Raw genomic sequence first — 16,657 nt, forward strand, 5'->3', positions numbered from 1 at the left:
GAGTGGGAAGCGTTCGTCAAGCCGAACGATCTGTTTCTTGTAGCGAACGAGTGCGGGCGGGCGACGGCCCGGGAGCCGAGGAGTGCGAGTCATGACTGACGGCAAGGACGCCGGGGCGGGACGGCAGGGGGGCGGGGCGGCCGTCGGCACCGGTACCGGCGGGGCCACCCCCTCCCGCCTCCCCCGCGAGTGGATCGCCGCCGCCCTGCGCCGTGAGCGCACCAAGGCCGGGATCTCGCTCTCCGAGCTGGCCAAGCGGGCCGGGATCGCGAAGTCGACGCTCTCCCAGCTGGAGGCGGCCACCGGCAATCCGGGCATCGAGACGCTGTGGGCCATCGCCGTGGCGCTCGGTGTGCCGTTCAGCGTGCTCGTGGAGTCGCCCGCCCCCGCCGTGACCGTGATCCGGGCGGGGGAGGGGCCGACGATGCACGCCGAACAGGCCTCGTACGCGGGGACGTTGCTCTCCGCCGGTCCCGCGGGAGTCCGGCGCGACATCTATCACGGGGCGCTGGAGCCGGGCAGCGTGAGGGAGTCGGAACCGCACATCCCGGGGTCGATGGAACACCTGGTCGTCTCCACCGGACGGCTGCTCGCCGGGCCGCGCGACGAGACGGTGGAGCTGGCCGCCGGTGACTACATGTCGTACCGGGGAGACGTCCCGCATCTGTACGAGGCGCTGGAGCGGGGCACGACCTTCGTCCTCGTGATGCAGCACGTCTGAGCGGCGTCTCCGGAGCCGCCCGCGCTACCCCTTGCGCGGCTTCGGCGACAGCAACTGTTCGCGCAGCGCCGTCAGTTGATGTGACGTCTCCACCGCGAGGCCCTCGTCCAGCGTCGCCAGGGAGAGAAGCAGCGCGTCCGCCACGAGCAGCGCGGTCAGCGCCTCCGTCGTGATGCCGGTAGGCGTATGCGGCGCCGTCAGGACCGCGTCCACCCGCGGCCCGTACAGCTCCGCCAGTTCGTCCGTGACCAGGACGACCCGCGCCCCCACCGCCCGCGCCCGCTCTATCAGTACCGTCAGCTCGGTCAGCGCACGCCCCGGCTGGAAGATCACCACCGCGTCGCCCTGCCGCAGGGCGAGCAGCCGGTCGGCGAGGGTGAACCCGGTGTCCCCGAAGTAGCGGGCCCGGCGGCCGATCCTGCCGAGCGCCAACGCCAGGTGCCGCGCGGCGAGTTCGGATGCCGCGACGCCGTAGCAGTGGATCTCCGTGGCCTGCGCGAGGAAGCCCACCGCGTCCCGCAGCGCCTCGCCGGGCGTCAGGCGCCGCGCGTGCTCGATGCGCTCCTGCGCCTCGTCGAAGACCTCGCCCCAGATGTCGTCCAGGTCCCGGCCCACGTGCGCGATGCGCTGCCGCAGGCGCACCTCGGGCGGCACCGCCGACGTGAAGTCCGACGTCAGCTCCCGCTTGAGCGCGGGCAGGCCCGCATAGCCCAGGCGCTGCAGGGCGCGCACGACCGTCGCGTTGCTGGTGCCGCTCGCCGTGCCCAGCTCCTGGGCGCTGGCGAAGAGCAGGGCCTCGACGGGGGCGCTGACCAGGTACTGGGCGACGGCACGCTCGGACGTCGAGAGCGTCTCCCACTGGTCGCGCACCGCGGCCCGCAGCCGCGCGAGTCCCGCCCCGCCGGAGGGCCCGGCCCCCGTACCATCCTCTGAAATTTCCATTACAGCTATTGACTCTCGTGTGATGGCCGTTACTCTCCTGGCAACGCATTCCAGAAGGAGAGATTCCTGTAATCGACGTTACAGGACGGTTGACGGAACCTCTCCGCCGCGAGGAGAACAATGGCACCCCGCACCGCCCCCGCCGCCCCCGAACGCTCCGAACGCACCCTCCCGGTCATCGAGATATCCGGCACCCCCGTCGAGCGCGGCCACCAGTACGGCGAAGCCGTCCGCCCCCAACTGCACGCCGCCCTCGCCTATTACGAGGAGGCGTTCGGCCAGTCGTCGGGCCTGACCTGGACCCAGGTCGCCACCCGCGCCGCCCGCTGGACGGAGCCCGTCCGCGACTACGCGCCCCACCTCCTGGAGGAGATGCGCGGCATCGCCGAGGGTGCGGGCGTCGGCCTCACCGACATCCTCGCCCTCAACGCCCGCGGCGAGGTCATCTACGACCGCTCCTTCGCGGACATGAAGGCCGAGCAGGCCTCGGGGAGGGGGCAGGCCGCGGAGAGGGAGCAGGCCGCGGAGGAGGAGCCCGCCGAGGGCTGCACCTCCTTCGCCGCCTACGGAGAGGCCAGCGGGGACGGCCACGTCTGGGCCGGGCAGAACTGGGACTGGCGGGCCGGGGTCGCCGACACCGTCGTCATGCTGCGCGTCGTCCAGCCCCCGCACCCGACCCTGATCATGCAGGTCGAGGCGGGCCAGATCGGCCGCCAGGGCGCCAACTCGGCGGGCATCGCCCTCAACGCGAACGGCCTCGGCGGGCGCTTCAGCGACGCGATCGGCCTCCCGCAGACCGTCGTACGCCGCAGCGTCCTGGACCAGCACTCCATCACCGACGCCCTCGAAGTGCTCTGCCGCACCCGCGCGCACATCGCGTCCAACGCCCTGCTCACCTGCCGCGAGGGCTTCGCCGTCGACCTGGAGACGACACCCGCCGGACACGGCTGGATGTACCCCACGGACGGCCTCCTGGTCCACGGCAACCACTACCAGGCGGGCATCCCGGCCGCGATCGCCGCCGACTACCGGCCCATGTCGTCGGACTCGCTCGTCCGCGTCCCGCGCGCCGAACAGGGCCTGGGAGCCCTGCGCTCCTCCACCGGCGCCGACGAGTCCCGCAAGCTGATCAAGCAGGCCATGTCCGACCACCTCGGCCACCCCGAGTCGCTCTGCACCCACCCCGACCCGCGCAAGCCCGAGGTCAAGCACTGGATGACGCTCGTCTCCTCCTGCGTGGACCTGACCAGCGGCGACTATCACGTCACCGCGGGCACCCCCTGCGACCGCGACTACCAGCACATGCCCTGGAACCTCTACGACGGCCCGTACGGAGACAACAGATGACGAGGACCAGCACGAACAGGGGGCAGGGGCGCCGGGCGGCGGTCGCAGGTCTCGCGGCGGTGGCCACGCTCCTCACCGCGGCCGGATGCAGCGGCGCCGACACGGCCGCGACCGGCGGCGAGCCCGCCGACGCCGCCAAGCTGAAGCTGACCGCGACGACTCCCGCCGCCAAGGGCACGCTGGACAAGGCGAACTGGCTCCTGGAGGACGAGCCGGACTCGCTCGACCTGGACACCCAGGGCACCAGCGCGGGCCGCGTCGTCCTCACGAACGTCTGCGAGCGGCTGTACCAACTGCAGCCCGACATGACGACGAAGCCCTTCCTCGCCGAGAAGGCGGAGACACCCGACGACAAGACGCTCGTCCTGGGCGTCCGGGACGGCGTCACCTTCCACGACGGCTCGAAGCTCACCGCCGACGACGTGCTGTGGTCCCTGAAGCGGCACGCCGACCCGGACATGGAGCAGGCCGACGAGTTCGGCAACGTCAAGTCCATGAAGAAGACGGGCGACCGCGAGATCACCATCCGCTTCAAGTCCCCCGACGCGCTCTTCACCAAGGCTCTCGCGGGCGACGCGGGCATCGTCTGGGACAAGGAGCAAGTGACCGCCGCAGGAAAGGACTTCGGCACCCCGGGCCAGGGCGACGCGTGCAGCGGACCGTACGAGCTGAAGGGCTGGAAGTCCGGCGACTCGATCTCCATCGAGGCGTACGACGGCTACTGGGGCACGAAGCCGCTGACCCGGCAGGTCGTCTTCCGCTGGGCCTCCGACAGCGCGCTGGTCAACGCCCTCAAGACGGGCGCCGCCGACGGCACGTACGCGGAGTCCCCGAACACCGCCTCCGCCCTGCGCACCAGCAAGGGCCTCGACCAGCACTACGGCCCCTCCACGGCGTCGCTCGTGCTCATCCCGACGGCCCGCGGCGGCCTGAAGGACCCGCAGATCCGGCGGGCACTGTCCCTCGCGATCGACCGCACGGGCATCGCCAGGTCGGGCTACGGCGGGCTCGTCCAGCCCTGGGCCACACCCGTCGGCTCGGGCGCCTGGGGGTACGAGAAGCCGGAGTTCGAGGCGGCCCAGAAGAAGCTGTCCGCCGCGGCGCCCGCCGCCCCCACCGCCGACGACCTGGCGAAGGCCAAGGAACTGGTGAAGGAGGCGGGCGCGCCGACCGACCCCGTCGTGATCGGCACGGACAGCAGTCAGGGCAGGACGGTCGTCGCGAACGCGGTGCGCTCCGCGCTCCAGCGGATCGGCCTCAAGGGCCAGATCAAGACGGTGCCCACGGCCCAGTTCGAGGAGTTCTACAGCGACCCGGCCGCGCGGTCCGACATCGACGTGCTGGTCGGCGACTGGTACATCTCCAAGGCCGACCCCATGGGCTTCTACGACAACGGCCTCTCCGACTCGTCCAACAACTGGGTCGGCTTCAAGGACGCGACGTACGACAAGCTGGTCCACCGGGCGCTGAGCACGCTGGACGACGCGAAGCGGGCCGACCTCGCGATCGACGTACAGAAGCGGTTCGTGGACGCGGGTGTCTGGATCTCGGTCGCGCAGGTCCCGACGGCCCTGGTCATCAGCGACAAGCTGACGGGCCCGCCCGCATCGCAGGCCTACCTCTACTACCCGTGGGCGGCCGAGCTCGGCCCCAAGGCAGCCAAGGGCAAGGTGAGTTGAGAGATGCTCGCTCGAATCTCGCGACGCCTCGCGGGCCTTGTCGCCACCCTCTTCGCCGCCTCGTTCGTCATCTTCGCCGCCGTGTACGCGGCGCCTGGTGATCCGGCGGTGTTCCTCGCGGGCGGCAGGGACAAGCTGACGCCCGAACGCCTCGCCCAGGTCCGCTCCCAGTACCACTTGGACGAGCCGCTGGTGGTCCAGTACGGCCGGTGGCTGTGGGACTGCGTCCACTTCGACCTGGGGCGCTCCTTCAAGTACAGCGACCAGGTGGCCGACCTGGTCACGGCCCGTTTCCCCACCACCCTCCAACTCGTCGCCTACGCCACGGTGTTGTTCGTCGTCCTGGGCGTGGGGGCCGGAATCCTGGCCGCCGTGAAGCGCTCGACGTGGATCGACTCGGCGGTGGTGGGCGGAACGACGCTCGCGGCCTCGGTGCCTTCGTTCGTGGCGGCCATCGCGCTCGTCTCGCTCTTCGGGGTGCAGCTGGGCTGGTTCCCGGTCTCCGGATCGGGGGAGGGCTTCGGCGGCACGCTGCACCATCTGACCCTGCCCGCCCTGTCGTTGGCGCTCGGCGCGCTCGCCATCATCAGCCGGGTCACGCGCCAGGCGATGGCGGACGCCGCGGCGTCCGACCACGTGGAGGCGGCACGCGTGTCGGGCGTCCCGGAACGGGACATCATCCGGCGGCACGTCCTGCGCAACGCGCTCGGCCCGATCATCACGATGTGCGGACTCGTCATGGCGGGAATGCTGGCCGGCACGGTGGTCGTGGAGACGGCGTTCGGCATCAGCGGCATCGGCTCGCTCCTCGTGGGCGCGATCAATACGCATGACTTCCCGGTGGCGCAGGCGGTCCTGCTGCTCATGGTCACCGGCTACATCGTGGTGACGACGCTGGTCGACGTGGTGCATCCGCTCCTCGACCCGCGCGTGAAGGAGGCACGTTCCTGATGGCCACCGCTTCTCCCGCCACTGCCGTGGCACTCGCGCCCCCGGCCATGCGCAACCGTCGCCCCGCCGGGGTGATGGTGGCCGGCGGCCTGCTCGCCCTCGTCGTCCTGGCGGCGGTGTTCGCACCGCTCCTTGCGCCCTACGCCCCGGACGCGATCGACCTCTCGGCCTCACTGGTCGGGACGTCGGGCGACCACCTCCTTGGCACGGACTCCTCCGGCCAGGACCTGCTGTCCCGCGCCCTGTACGGAACCCGCACGAGCCTGATCGCACCGATCCTGCTCCTCGCCGTCGCGGCCGTACTCGGCGTCACCCTCGGGGTGCTCGCCGCCTGGCGCGGGGGATGGGTGGACGCACTGGTCTCACGGCTCACCGACGTGATGTACGCCTTCCCGGGCCTGCTGTTCACCGTCCTGATCATCGCCGTCTTCGGCGCCGGAATGACGACGTCAGTACTGGCCCTCGGTCTCGCCTTCACGCCCACGATCGCCAAGTACGTCCGCTCGCTCGCCCTTTCGGAGGCCCGCAAGCCGTACGTCGACGCCTACCGGGTGCAGGGAATGGGCGGCGCGCGGATCTGCGTAGCGCACCTGGTGCCGAACCTGGGCCGCGCGATCCTGGGCTACCTGGTGGTCCTCTTCGGAGAGGCGCTGATGTCACTGGCGACGCTCTCGTACCTGGGCTTCGGTGCCCAACCCCCCTCCTCCGACTGGGGATTGATGGTCCAGGAGGGGCAGGCCGCGGTGGTCCAGGGCGCACTGCTCCCGGCCCTCGTCCCCGGCACGGCCATCGCACTGGTCGTCGTGTCCTTCAACGTGGTCGGGGTCTGGGCCGCCGACCGGCTAGGGAGGCAGTGACCATGCTGCTGGAGATCGAAGACCTCACCTTGCGGATACCGGGCGCGGCCCGGCCGCTCCTCGACTCGGTGTCCCTCACCGTGCGCCCCGGCGAAGTCGTGGGCCTGGTCGGCGAGTCGGGCTCGGGCAAATCGACGACGGCGAAGGCGGCACTGGGCCTCCTCCCGGCAGGGTCGGCCACATCGGGCGCCGTCCGGGTGAACGGCACCGAAGTCCTGACCCTCACCGGCGAGGCCCTGCGGACGCACCGCGCGCGGACGGTGGCCATGGTCCACCAGGACCCCCGCGCGGCCCTCAACCCGGTGCGCCGCATCGGCGACTTCCTGGTCGAGAGGGGAGCGACGCGCGAGCGCGCGGTCGAACTCCTGGACTCCGTAGGCCTCTCCGACCCCGAACACCGCGTACGCCAGCGCCCGCACGAACTCTCCGGCGGCATGCTGCAACGCGTGGTCATCGCGGGCGCGCTCGCGGCGGACCCGAGCCTGCTCCTCGCGGACGAGGCGACCAGCGCCCTCGACGTCACGACGCAGGCGGAGATCCTGGCCCTGCTGCGCCAACTCCGCTCCACCCGGGACCTCGGCCTCCTCTTCATCACCCACGACCTGCACCTGGCGGCCGCGTACTGCGACCGCGTGTACGTCATGTACGCGGGCCGGGTGGTGGAAGAGCGCTCGGCGAAGGCGCTGTTCGGATCACCGGCGCACCCCTATACCCGGGGCCTGCTCTCCTGCTCGCCCACCCTGGGCGACACGACCCGCACCCTCCACCCGATCCCGGGCCGCCCGCCGTCCCTGTCGGACACGTTCGGGGGCTGTCCGTTCGTGTCGCGGTGCGGGGAGGCGGAGGAGTCCTGCGAGACGTGGACTCCGGAGCGGTTCGCGCTGGACGACGGCGGGAGCGCGGCCTGCGCCGTCGTGGGCAGGCGTTCCGCGGGGCGGATCCCGAGTACCGACACAACTGAGGTGAGCCACTGATGCCGACCAAGGACCTGCTGGCAGTGGCCGGCCTCAGCAAGAGCTACCCCCTGCCGGGCGGCGGCCGTCACCAGGCGGCGGAGAACGTGACATTCACGGTTCAACCGGGCGGCTCCATAGGCATAGTGGGCGAATCGGGCTCGGGCAAGACGACGGTCGCCCGCATGCTGGTGGGCCTGGCCCGCCAGGACACCGGCACGGTGACAGTGAACGGCCGCCCCCGCGAGGCCCGCACCCCCCGAAAGCGCACCGCACGCCTGGCCAGGGCCAGGGAGATCCAGATGGTCTTCCAGGACCCCTACCTCTCCCTGGACCCCCGCCTCACCTCCACCCAGTGCCTGAGCACGGCCCTGCGCCTGCACGGCAGGGACGAGAAGGCGGCGGCAGGGCTCCTGGACCAGGTGGGACTCGGCTCCCGCGAGGCCGGCGCCCGCCCCCGCGAACTCTCCGGCGGCCAGCGCCAGCGCCTGGCCATCGCGCGGGCACTGGCGGTGGACCCCCAAGTCCTCGTCCTTGACGAGGCGGTGGCGGCACTGGACGTGTCGATCCAGGCCCAGATCCTCCAACTGCTCGGCGAGATCCGCAGGGACACCGGGGTGGCCCTGGTCTTCGTCAGCCATGACCTGGCCGTCGTCCAGCACATCACCGACGAGGTCCTGGTGATGCGCCGGGGCAAGGTGGTGGAACAGGGCCCGACGGACCGGGTCCTGGCGGCGCCGGAGGACCCGTACACAACTCTGCTCCTGGCCTCGGTACCGAGAGAGGGCTGGAACCCCGGGGCAGTGGCACTGAGCACCTCATAAGGGGCGCGCCCCGAAAAGCCACGGATGAGCGCCCCGAAGGGGCGCGGGGAACTGCGCGCCCAACCACAACACACCCGCAGAAGAACCCAAAGCCCCCGTCCAAGGCCCCCAGGCCAGAAAAAGGCAGGAGCCCCGCCAATCCGCTTGCGCGGAGAGGCAGGGCTCCTTGGGTACTGCTATCCATGTCCGGATCAAGTCACCGGAACTGTCACACGCCCCATTCGCATGGGGCGCCCCACTACATGGGGGTGACGTTCTCCGCCTGCGGACCCTTCGGGCCCTGCGTGACGTCGAAGCTCACGGCCTGGTTCTCCTCAAGGGAGCGGAAGCCGTTCGCGTTGATCGCGGAGTAGTGGACGAAGACGTCGGGGCCTCCGCCTTCCTGGGCGATGAATCCAAAGCCCTTTTCGGCGTTGAACCACTTCACGGTTCCGGTAGCCATAAGCCCTCCTTGGGCCAAAGGGTTGCCCTGCTCCAGAACCTGCGATTGTTGAAACAACTGCATAAGTCTGAAAACGACGAGAGCCCGCGGGTCACATGCTCCGCAGGCTCTGTACTGCAAGGGAAACCAAACTGCAACTTGCGGCGAGCTTAGCACGCAGGCAGCCGAAAGCAATAGGGGGCAAGATCACGTCACCCGGATGTTTGACGGACCCCCCAGAGGGGTTGACGGACCAGGTCCGAAGCTCTTGACAAAGGCGGGATCGGGGCCCCGCTTTCTGCACCGTACCGCAAGGGGGCTAGCCTCCCCGATGTGGACAATTCTCCCGTTGACGCCATCGCCGGGGTGGGCTCCGATCAGCTCCCCGGCCCCCGTCGCACCCCCCGGCCGCGCGTCGGTCACATTCAGTTCCTGAACTGCATGCCTCTGTACTGGGGGCTCGCGCGGACCGGAACACTGCTCGACTTCGAGCTCACGAAGGACACCCCGGAGAAGCTCAGTGAGCAGCTGGTGCGGGGCGATCTCGATATCGCGCCCGTCACCCTCGTCGAGTTCCTCAGGAACGCCGACGATCTCGTCGCTTTCCCGAATCTGGCGGTCGGCTGCGACGGCCCGGTGATGTCCTGCGTGATCGTCTCGCAGGTCCCCCTCGACCAGCTGGACGGCGCCAGGGTCGCGCTCGGCTCGACCTCGCGCACCTCCGTGCGCCTGGCGCAGCTCCTTCTCGCCGAGCGCCACGGCGTGCAGCCCGACTACTACACGTGTCCGCCCGACCTGGGCGTGATGATGCAGGAGGCGGACGCCGCCGTGCTCATCGGGGACGCGGCGCTGCGGGCGAACCTGATCGACGGGCCGCGGCTGGGTCTGGACGTGTACGACCTGGGCCAGATGTGGAAGGACTGGACGGGCCTGCCGTTCGTCTTCGCCGTCTGGGCCGCCCGGCGCGACTACGTGGAGCGCGAGCCCGCCGTCGTGGACGCGGTGCACAAGGCGTTCCTCGCCTCGCGCGACCTCTCCCTTGAGGAGGTCGGCAAGGTCTCCGAGCAGGCCGCGCGCTGGGAGGCCTTCGACGCGGGGGTCCTGGAGCAGTACTTCACGACGCTCGACTTCCGCTTCGGGAGCGCGCAGTTGGAGGGCGTGGCGGAGTTCGCGCGCCGGGTGGGCGAGACGACGGGCTTCCCGGCGGACGTGCGGGTGGAACTGCTGGGTTCGCGGCCGTAGTACACGGTGGGGCACGCCAGAACCACGGGGCGTGCCCGAGGACTACCCTGAGCTGCAGACAATGCCGCGGCCCGGGTGGTGGCGGCCGTGCGGCGCGTCCGGGGGAGGCCTTCGTCATGCACCCGCTCGATCCCGGCGAACCGACCACCGTCGGCCCCTACCGGCTCCTCGGCCGCCTTGGCTCGGGCGGTATGGGCCGGGTCTATCTGGGGCGCAGCTCGGGCGGCCGTACGGTCGCGGTGAAGGTCGTCCATCCGCACTTCGCGCTCGACGAGGAGTTCCGCGCCCGCTTCCGGCGCGAGGTGGACGCGGCGCGGCGGGTGGGCGGCGACTGGACGGCGCCGGTCCTGGACGCGGACCCGGAGGGCCCGGTGCCGTGGGTGGCCACGGGCTACGCGGCGGGACCCTCCCTGGCCGACGCGGTACGCGACGCGCCCCCGCTCCCCGCGCATTCCGTACGCGTGCTGGTCGCGGGCCTTGCGGAGGCGCTGACGCACGTGCACGGCCTGGGCCTCGTGCACCGCGATGTGAAGCCGTCGAACGTCATGCTCACGATGGACGGCCCGCGGCTGATCGACTTCGGCATCGCACGGGCGACGGACGGCACGGCCTCGCTCACGTCGACGGGCGTCTCCGTCGGCTCGCCGGGCTACATGTCGCCGGAGCAGATCCTCGGCAAGGGGGTCAGCGGGGCGGCGGACGTCTTCTCGCTGGGCGCGGTCCTGGTGTTCGCGGCCACGGGGGCCTCGCCGTTCCCGGGCGACTCGTCCGCCTCGCTCCTCTACAAGGTCGTACACGAAGAGCCCGTACTGGGCGCGCTGGAGGGCGATCTGCGCGACCTGGCGAGGGAGTGCCTGACCAAGGACCCTGCCGCGCGCCCGGCTCCGGAGGAGATCGCGAGCCGGCTCGCGCCCTCGGGCGCGGACGCACTGGTGGCGGCGGGATGGCTGCCGGGCCCGCTGGTGGAGCGGGTCAGCCGGAGTGCGGTGCGGATCCTGGACCTGGAGACGGACGGGGCGGGGGTCGCGGAACAGCCGTCGGGTCCGGTGCCGTTCGGTACGTCGATGATGGGATCCGCGGCGGTACACGAGCCGCCGCGGGGGAACGGAACCTTCGGCCCACCGGACCCTTCCTACGCACCGATCCCCGCCGCGCACGCGCACGTCCCCACGCAGACGCCGGGCCGATCGGACCCGCCCGGCCGCGTGAGCGTCTCGGTCGCGGCGACGTCCACGCCGAGCGGGGCGGACGGCAGGGGCCGCAAGGTCAGCTGCACGCTGGTCCTGGGGGTCGCGGGCGCGCTGGCGGCGGTGACGCTCGGCTCGGTCTTCGTGCTGGGACAGTTCCGGGGGGACGACGACGCGTCGAGCGACGCACAGAAGCAGCCCCCGGCCGCGACGGCAAGCGATCAGCCGTCGGCCACCGGCAAGGTGCCCGCCTCCTACCGCGGCACGTGGGAGGGCCAGGCGGTGGCGGCGAACGGCGCTGTCCCGATGGGCACGTTCCGGCTCGAGGTGGAGCAGGGCGAGGTGGGCGAACGCTTCGCGGTCATGACGCAGACCGACCAACTGGGCGGGGTCTGCGCCGTGGACCTGGTCCTCAAGTCGGTGTCGGAGAAGGAGATCGTGGCGCAGGGCAAGGGCCAGGAGAGCAGCGCGGCCCAGTGCACGAAGAACAGCCACACGGTCCGCCTGCGCCCCAAGGGCGACGCCCTCCTCTACCTCTCGGAGAACGAGAAGTCGGGGAACCCGGAGGCCCAGCTCTCCCGCGTGCCCTGACCCCCCGCCCCCGCCTCACATGGGCGTCGTCACGGTGACCGGCTCCCCGCTGCCCGTGTACAGCAGGCCCTTCCCCGGCGCGATCGGCCCCCCGACCATGCTCCGCGTGGTCCGGATGCCGATCAGTTCGCCGCTCGACGAGTCCTGCGGCGAGAGCAGGATTCCGCGCCGTCCCTTCTTCGCCTCCACCTGCCAGCCGGAGAAGCCACCGCACACCTCCTCCTCGTCGCCACCGATGATCAGCCCGAGGCCCCGCTCGGAGCCCCGCTGCACGAGGCGCTTGAACTCGCGTTCCGCGTCGCAGTCCTCCAGGACCTCACCGTCGTCGATGATCCACACGATCGGCTCATCGGGCGTCGCCGACTCGACGGCCTCCTTGAAGTCGTCGCTCTCGATGTCGTCGTCCTTGAAGACCTTCAGTACGCCTTCCTGGCCTTCCAGTTCGCGCAACGGCGAAGGCCGCGGGGCGGCGATGACCAGACGTACCCCCTGCGTCAGATAGGACCGCGCCAGGTTCATCAGCGTCGTACTGCGCCCCGACTTCGCGGGCCCGGCCACCACGAACGTAGGCACGCCCTGCGCCAGGTCCGGTCCGAAGCCCATGATGTCGTCGCCGCCGATGCCGGCCAGCGCCCACAGCTTGGAGCGCGAGGCGTCGGGGTCCCGCATCTCCCACGCGTCGGCGAAGTTGATCCGGCTCGGCAGGCTGTCCACGCGGAACGGCTTGCGCGAGCGCGGCACGTCCGCGTCCCGCACCGCCGCCGCCTCGCCGATCTCGGAGATCGCCGCGGCCTGGCCCTGACCCGTGGAGTCCTCGGCGAGCAGCGCGAACTGCGTCTCCGTGCCGTGCTCGTTCTTGAAGCCGCGGCCCGGCGGGATCTCCTCCGGCACCTTGCGCGCGTTCATGCCGAGCATCGAGAAGTCGGAGCGGTCGGCGAGCCGCAGGCCGTACTTGTCCTCGGTGAGCGAGGCCATGCGGCCGATGAGGACCTGGCGGTCACCGGTGATGACCAGGTGGATGCCGACGCTCGCGCCTTCGCGCATCATCGCCTGCAGCTCGTCGGTCAGCTCGCCGTGGTCATACTCGCCGAGGGTCGGCAGCCAGCCCTCCCAGCGGTCGAGGAGCACGACGATGTGCGCGAGCCGCTCCTCCTCGGGCACCGCGGCCCGCTGCTCGCCGATGTCGGCGAAGCCCTTGTCGGCCAACAGGTCCTGGCGGCGCGTCAGTTCACCCTTGAGACGGGTGACCAGGCGCACCGCGCGCTCCGTCTGGTTACGGCTGACGACGGCGCCGCAGTGCGGAAGCCGGGTCAGCGCGTTGAGCGCGCCGTTGCCACAGTCGATGCCGTAGAGGTGCACGTCGGCCGACGAGTGCGTACGGGCGATGGAGCCCGCGAGCGTACGCAGGATCTGCGAGCGGCCACTGCGCGGGGCGCCGCCGATGAGCAGATGCCCGAAGGTCTCGAAGTTGACCACGACCGGGCGGCGCGCCTGGTCGGAGGGGATGTCCTCCAGGCCGAACGGAGCGGGAGCCAGCGCACCCGGCTTGTCGCTCACCGGCGGCAGCGGGATCTCGTCGAGCTGCAGCGTCTCGGAGAGCGCGGGCAGCCACGGGCTGTGCTGGGCGGGGATGCCCATCGTCGTGTTCGCGTCGCGCACGGCGTCCACGAGGACCTTGAGGTCGGTGATCTCCTCCTCCTCGCGCGCCTCGGCCTTGGGCTTCACCAGGGCGGCACGGCCCAGGTCCTCCCAGCCGAGCGGACCCGCCCACGGCGCGAGCAGCGCCGGGTCGGTGGCGCCGGGCCTGCGGCCACCGACACGCCCCGACTGGAAGGGGACGAGGGAGGCGTGACCGAGGCGGACGTAGGCGCGGCCGGGCGTGCTCTTGGCGATGTGCCCGGCCTCGGGGGAGTCGATGACGTCGCTGGACTCCGCGCCGTCCGTCACACGCAGGGCGATACGGAGGTTGGTGTTGGCGCGGATCTCGGGGGACACGACACCGCTCGGGCGCTGGGTGGCGAGGAGCAGATGGATGCCGAGCGAACGGCCTCGCTGGGCGATGTTCACGAGCCCTGTGACGAAGTCGGGCAGGTCACGCACCATCGAGGCGAACTCGTCGATGACGATGAGGAGCCGGGGCACCGGCGGGTGCGAGGGATCACGGCGTACGAGGTCCTGGTAGTCCTCGATGTCCTTGGCGTCGGCGGCGGCGAGGATGTGCTCGCGCCGCTTCAGCTCGGCGCCGAGCGACTCCAGGGCGCGCTCGACGAGGTGCGCGTCGAGGTCGGTGACCATGCCGACGGTGTGCGGCAGCTTCACACAGTCCTTGAACGCGGATCCACCCTTGTAGTCCACGAGCACGAAGGTCATGTTCTCGGGGGTGTTGGCGACGGCGAGGGCCGCCACGATGGTCTGCAGGAGCTCCGACTTACCGGAACCGGTCGTACCGGCGATCAGGCCGTGCGGCCCGTCCCGCCGCATGTCGATGCCGAAGGGCCCGTCGTACGACTCACCGATGACGGCCATCGTCGACTGGCCGCCCATCCGCCAGCGCGCGGTGATCTGGTCGGCGGTCGGCGGCTCCAGCTGGAGCACGTCGAGCAGTCGGCTGGAGCCGGGCAGCGCCGAGTCCTCGGTCTCGCCGCTGATGTCGCGCAGCGGCGAGAGGGCGCGGGCCAGCCGCCCGCACCAGGCGGGGGACACGAAGTCGGGGCGTACGGAGCGGATGCGGGCGGCGCCCGTCTGCTCGACGCGCAGCCGCAGTTCGAGGGGCTTCTCGGCGCCTTCCTCGCTGTCGTCGGCCTCGGTGGAGTGCCAGGCCTGGAAGGAGGGGAAGCCGCCGGGGGCGGGCGGCGCTGGCGTCCGGCCGCCGGACGCGGGCCGGGCGGGCAGGCTGATCTCCTCGGGGCGCGGCTCGGCGATCACGATGGCCTGGCACTCGCCGGGCAGGAACCGCTCCTCGGCGTCGAGGCAGAGCGCGAACATGGACACGGAGGGCCCTTCGCGCAGCAGCTTCACCACACCGGGCATGGACCGAAGGCGCCGTGACCCGTCCCAGACGACCACGATGTCGGGGTCGCCGAAGGAGGCCCCGCCCTGCCGGTTGTTGTTCTCCTTGGCGGCTTTCTGGCGTGCGGCGAGGATCTGGGTCAGCTCACCGATGCGGGAGCCGACGGTCTCGGCGTCCGTGCCGATCAGCACGTTGGCGTCCTGCGCCCCTGCGGGCCGCGAGTGCGGCAGCCAGCGCGTCCAGTCCCAGGTCTCGCGTGCGGAGTTCTCGGTCAGTACGTAGAACTGGACGTCGAGGGGGCTGTGCAGCACCGAGGACTGCGCGACCGCCCAGCGGCCGAGCGCCTGCGCGGAGTCGCCGGGCCCGGCTATGCCGATGACGCCGAGCTTGCGCAGCGAGAGCGCGACGGGCGCGTCCTCGATCTTCCAGGTGACCTCGCGCTTGTGGTCGTCCTGCTCGGGGTCGTCGAGCACGACCTCGGAGTCGAGCCGCCCGGTGCCCACGCGCAGCAGCAGATGGTCCTCGTCGGTACGCCGCCGCTCCCACAGCCGCGTACGGGGACCCGTGCTCAGGGAGAGGATCCCGGCCGGGCTGAGAATGGCCTGCCGCTTGTCGAGCCGCTCGGCGACGAGGGCTTCCTGGGCGTCCTTCTCGATCCGCTCCTTGTGTTCGTTGTACTCCTTGACCTGCTTGGCATGGGACTTGCGCCCGTGCTTCTTGTCCATGAAGTAGTTGCCGAACAGGATGAGCGGGCTGAGCGCCGCCATGATCAGGTAGTACCAGCGCTGGAAGATCATCACCGATACGAGCGCACCGACGAGCGGCGTGAGCGCCATCAGCCAGGGCAGCGGCCGGGCCTCGAAATCACGTACCGGATTGGGCAGCTTGAATTTGGTCTGGCGCTCGGGCGGACGGAGTCGGGGCGGCCGGTTGTAATCGAGTCCTGTGCCGTCCTCCGACCATTTCAGAGCGGCATTGGGCGGGGCATAACGGTCGAGTTCGAGAAGGGTATTGCCGATGGCGATCTGAGCACCGAGCGGCCACTCTCCCCGGTCGCGCTTTTCCCCGTCCTTGCCACCGCGATTCCCCTTGCTGGCCTTGTCGGCCTTATTCCTCTTACTCCTCTTACTCCTCTTGCTCCCCTTCTTGTCCTTCTCGTCCGCCTCGCCCTTTTCGCTCTCCTCGACTTCACCGAACGGCTTGCCTTCGAGAGTTACGCCGTCTATATCCCCATGTACGGCGACTTGGCAGGTGCCATCGGTTGCAACTGACAACGTCAGTGCGCGCGCGGGCAGTTCCGGATCGTCGATGCGGATGTACGAGGCGGGTCCGCTGCCGATGTCGTAGCGCCCGATCCCGAGCCGGTGCACGGCGCCGGCCACGGGCCCGCCGGCGATGCGCAACTCGACCAGACCGGTGGGCTCACCGGGCAGGCACCCGGCGGGGTCGTGCAGGCTGACGACGGCGCCCTCGCGCAGCGGCGACGTCCCGATGGTCGCGGCGGCGTCGATGGGATAGCCGTCCACGAAGACGATCGGCGCCCCGCCCTGGCCTGGCCCCGGCTGCAGTTGGTGCCCGCCGATGGGGATGATCTGCGCGTCGCCGCCGCCGTACCCCACATGTGAGGCCAGCTCCTTGGCGATGTCCCCCACGGAGGACTCAGGATCGGCGTCGAGCACGACGTCGGCGTTGGCGCCGCCGAGCGGATCGACGACGGTCAGAGTCAGGCGCACGATCGTCCTCCCCTTCAGCCCTGAGCGACCGCTTCCGGAAGGCGGTCACATGGGCTGGTCCACAGTGCCTGTGAGGCTGTCCACAGTTCCTGTGACGATAGCCGCTCCACCCTTCCCGCAGGCAACGGGCTGTGCACGAGCTCATAGCAGACCTGTGACTCAACCGGGGTGTGCTCACTTCTGCCCCACCCGTAAGCTG

The 16,657-nt window shown here is 70.8% G+C and carries 12 protein-coding genes; 9 read left to right on the forward strand and 3 right to left on the reverse strand.

Features of this window, described 5'->3' with window-relative positions; all coding sequences use genetic code 11:
• Positions 1-91: 91 nt before the first annotated feature.
• Positions 92-721, forward strand: a complete 630-nt coding sequence (locus AC07AG_RS40105; RefSeq protein WP_478761788.1) for a helix-turn-helix domain-containing protein — start codon at positions 92-94, stop codon at positions 719-721.
• 24 nt (positions 722-745) lie between these two features.
• Here AC07AG_RS40105 and AC07AG_RS40110 read toward each other — a convergent pair whose 3' ends face one another.
• Positions 746-1,663, reverse strand: coding sequence for a MurR/RpiR family transcriptional regulator (locus AC07AG_RS40110; RefSeq protein ID WP_478761789.1), 918 nt, complete (start codon positions 1,661-1,663; stop codon positions 746-748).
• 120 nt (positions 1,664-1,783) lie between these two features.
• On the opposite strand from AC07AG_RS40110, the gene AC07AG_RS40115 reads away from it, so the two are divergent.
• From AC07AG_RS40115 to AC07AG_RS40140, 6 genes are read left to right on the forward strand one after another with little or no spacing between them, the layout of a single operon-like run.
• Entirely contained in the window at positions 1,784-3,010 is a 1,227-nt protein-coding gene (locus AC07AG_RS40115; protein WP_478761790.1) for a C45 family autoproteolytic acyltransferase/hydolase, read from the forward strand.
• Positions 3,007-4,689 carry an ABC transporter substrate-binding protein gene (locus AC07AG_RS40120; RefSeq protein WP_478761791.1) on the forward strand — a complete coding sequence of 561 codons (1,683 nt, stop codon included), beginning with the start codon at positions 3,007-3,009 and terminating at the stop codon, positions 4,687-4,689. Before AC07AG_RS40115 ends, AC07AG_RS40120 begins: the two co-directional genes overlap by 4 nt.
• 3 nt (positions 4,690-4,692) lie before the next feature.
• Positions 4,693-5,640 (forward strand): ABC transporter permease, encoded by a 948-nt coding sequence (locus tag AC07AG_RS40125; RefSeq protein WP_478761792.1) that lies wholly within the window; start codon positions 4,693-4,695, stop codon positions 5,638-5,640.
• Positions 5,640-6,497: an ABC transporter permease gene (locus AC07AG_RS40130; RefSeq protein ID WP_478761793.1), complete on the forward strand. Its 858-nt coding sequence runs from the start codon at positions 5,640-5,642 to the stop codon at positions 6,495-6,497. Before AC07AG_RS40125 ends, AC07AG_RS40130 begins: the two co-directional genes overlap by 1 nt.
• A gap of 2 nt (positions 6,498-6,499) precedes the next feature.
• A complete protein-coding gene (locus AC07AG_RS40135; RefSeq protein WP_478761794.1) occupies positions 6,500-7,471 on the forward strand; it encodes an ABC transporter ATP-binding protein in 972 nt (323 codons plus the stop codon).
• Entirely contained in the window at positions 7,471-8,274 is an 804-nt protein-coding gene (locus AC07AG_RS40140) for an ABC transporter ATP-binding protein (protein ID WP_478761795.1), read from the forward strand. Before AC07AG_RS40135 ends, AC07AG_RS40140 begins: the two co-directional genes overlap by 1 nt.
• Positions 8,275-8,512: 238 nt before the next feature.
• On the opposite strand, the gene AC07AG_RS40145 is transcribed toward AC07AG_RS40140, so the two are convergent.
• Positions 8,513-8,716: a cold-shock protein gene (locus tag AC07AG_RS40145; RefSeq protein ID WP_006138897.1), complete on the reverse strand. Its 204-nt coding sequence runs from the start codon at positions 8,714-8,716 to the stop codon at positions 8,513-8,515.
• Between the two features lie 345 nt (positions 8,717-9,061).
• Here AC07AG_RS40145 and AC07AG_RS40150 point away from each other — a divergent pair, with 345 nt between their 5' ends.
• Positions 9,062-9,937: a menaquinone biosynthetic enzyme MqnA/MqnD family protein gene (locus AC07AG_RS40150; protein WP_478761943.1), complete on the forward strand. Its 876-nt coding sequence runs from the start codon at positions 9,062-9,064 to the stop codon at positions 9,935-9,937.
• Between the two features lie 116 nt (positions 9,938-10,053).
• On the forward strand, positions 10,054-11,715 hold the full coding sequence (locus AC07AG_RS40155) for a serine/threonine-protein kinase (RefSeq protein WP_478761797.1): 1,662 nt from the start codon (positions 10,054-10,056) through the stop codon (positions 11,713-11,715).
• A gap of 15 nt (positions 11,716-11,730) precedes the next feature.
• On the opposite strand, the gene AC07AG_RS40160 is transcribed toward AC07AG_RS40155, so the two are convergent.
• Positions 11,731-16,458, reverse strand: a complete 4,728-nt coding sequence (locus AC07AG_RS40160; RefSeq protein ID WP_478761799.1) for an FtsK/SpoIIIE domain-containing protein — start codon at positions 16,456-16,458, stop codon at positions 11,731-11,733.
• Positions 16,459-16,657 lie beyond the last annotated feature (199 nt).

The sequence above is a fragment of the Streptomyces sp. NPDC044044 genome (genome assembly GCF_056434405.1).

Bases quoted from the DNA above. Each gene is read 5' to 3' on its own strand.
- AC07AG_RS40105 (WP_478761788.1), top strand. From the start codon at position 92: ATGACTGACGGCAAGGACGCCGGGGCGGGACGGCAGGGGGGCGGGGCG.
- AC07AG_RS40110 (WP_478761789.1), bottom strand. From the start codon at position 1,663: ATGGAAATTTCAGAGGATGGTACGGGGGCCGGGCCCTCCGGCGGGGCG.
- AC07AG_RS40115 (WP_478761790.1), top strand. From the start codon at position 1,784: ATGGCACCCCGCACCGCCCCCGCCGCCCCCGAACGCTCCGAACGCACC.
- AC07AG_RS40120 (WP_478761791.1), top strand. From the start codon at position 3,007: ATGACGAGGACCAGCACGAACAGGGGGCAGGGGCGCCGGGCGGCGGTC.
- AC07AG_RS40125 (WP_478761792.1), top strand. From the start codon at position 4,693: ATGCTCGCTCGAATCTCGCGACGCCTCGCGGGCCTTGTCGCCACCCTC.
- AC07AG_RS40130 (WP_478761793.1), top strand. From the start codon at position 5,640: ATGGCCACCGCTTCTCCCGCCACTGCCGTGGCACTCGCGCCCCCGGCC.
- AC07AG_RS40135 (WP_478761794.1), top strand. From the start codon at position 6,500: ATGCTGCTGGAGATCGAAGACCTCACCTTGCGGATACCGGGCGCGGCC.
- AC07AG_RS40140 (WP_478761795.1), top strand. From the start codon at position 7,471: ATGCCGACCAAGGACCTGCTGGCAGTGGCCGGCCTCAGCAAGAGCTAC.
- AC07AG_RS40145 (WP_006138897.1), bottom strand. From the start codon at position 8,716: ATGGCTACCGGAACCGTGAAGTGGTTCAACGCCGAAAAGGGCTTTGGA.
- AC07AG_RS40155 (WP_478761797.1), top strand. From the start codon at position 10,054: ATGCACCCGCTCGATCCCGGCGAACCGACCACCGTCGGCCCCTACCGG.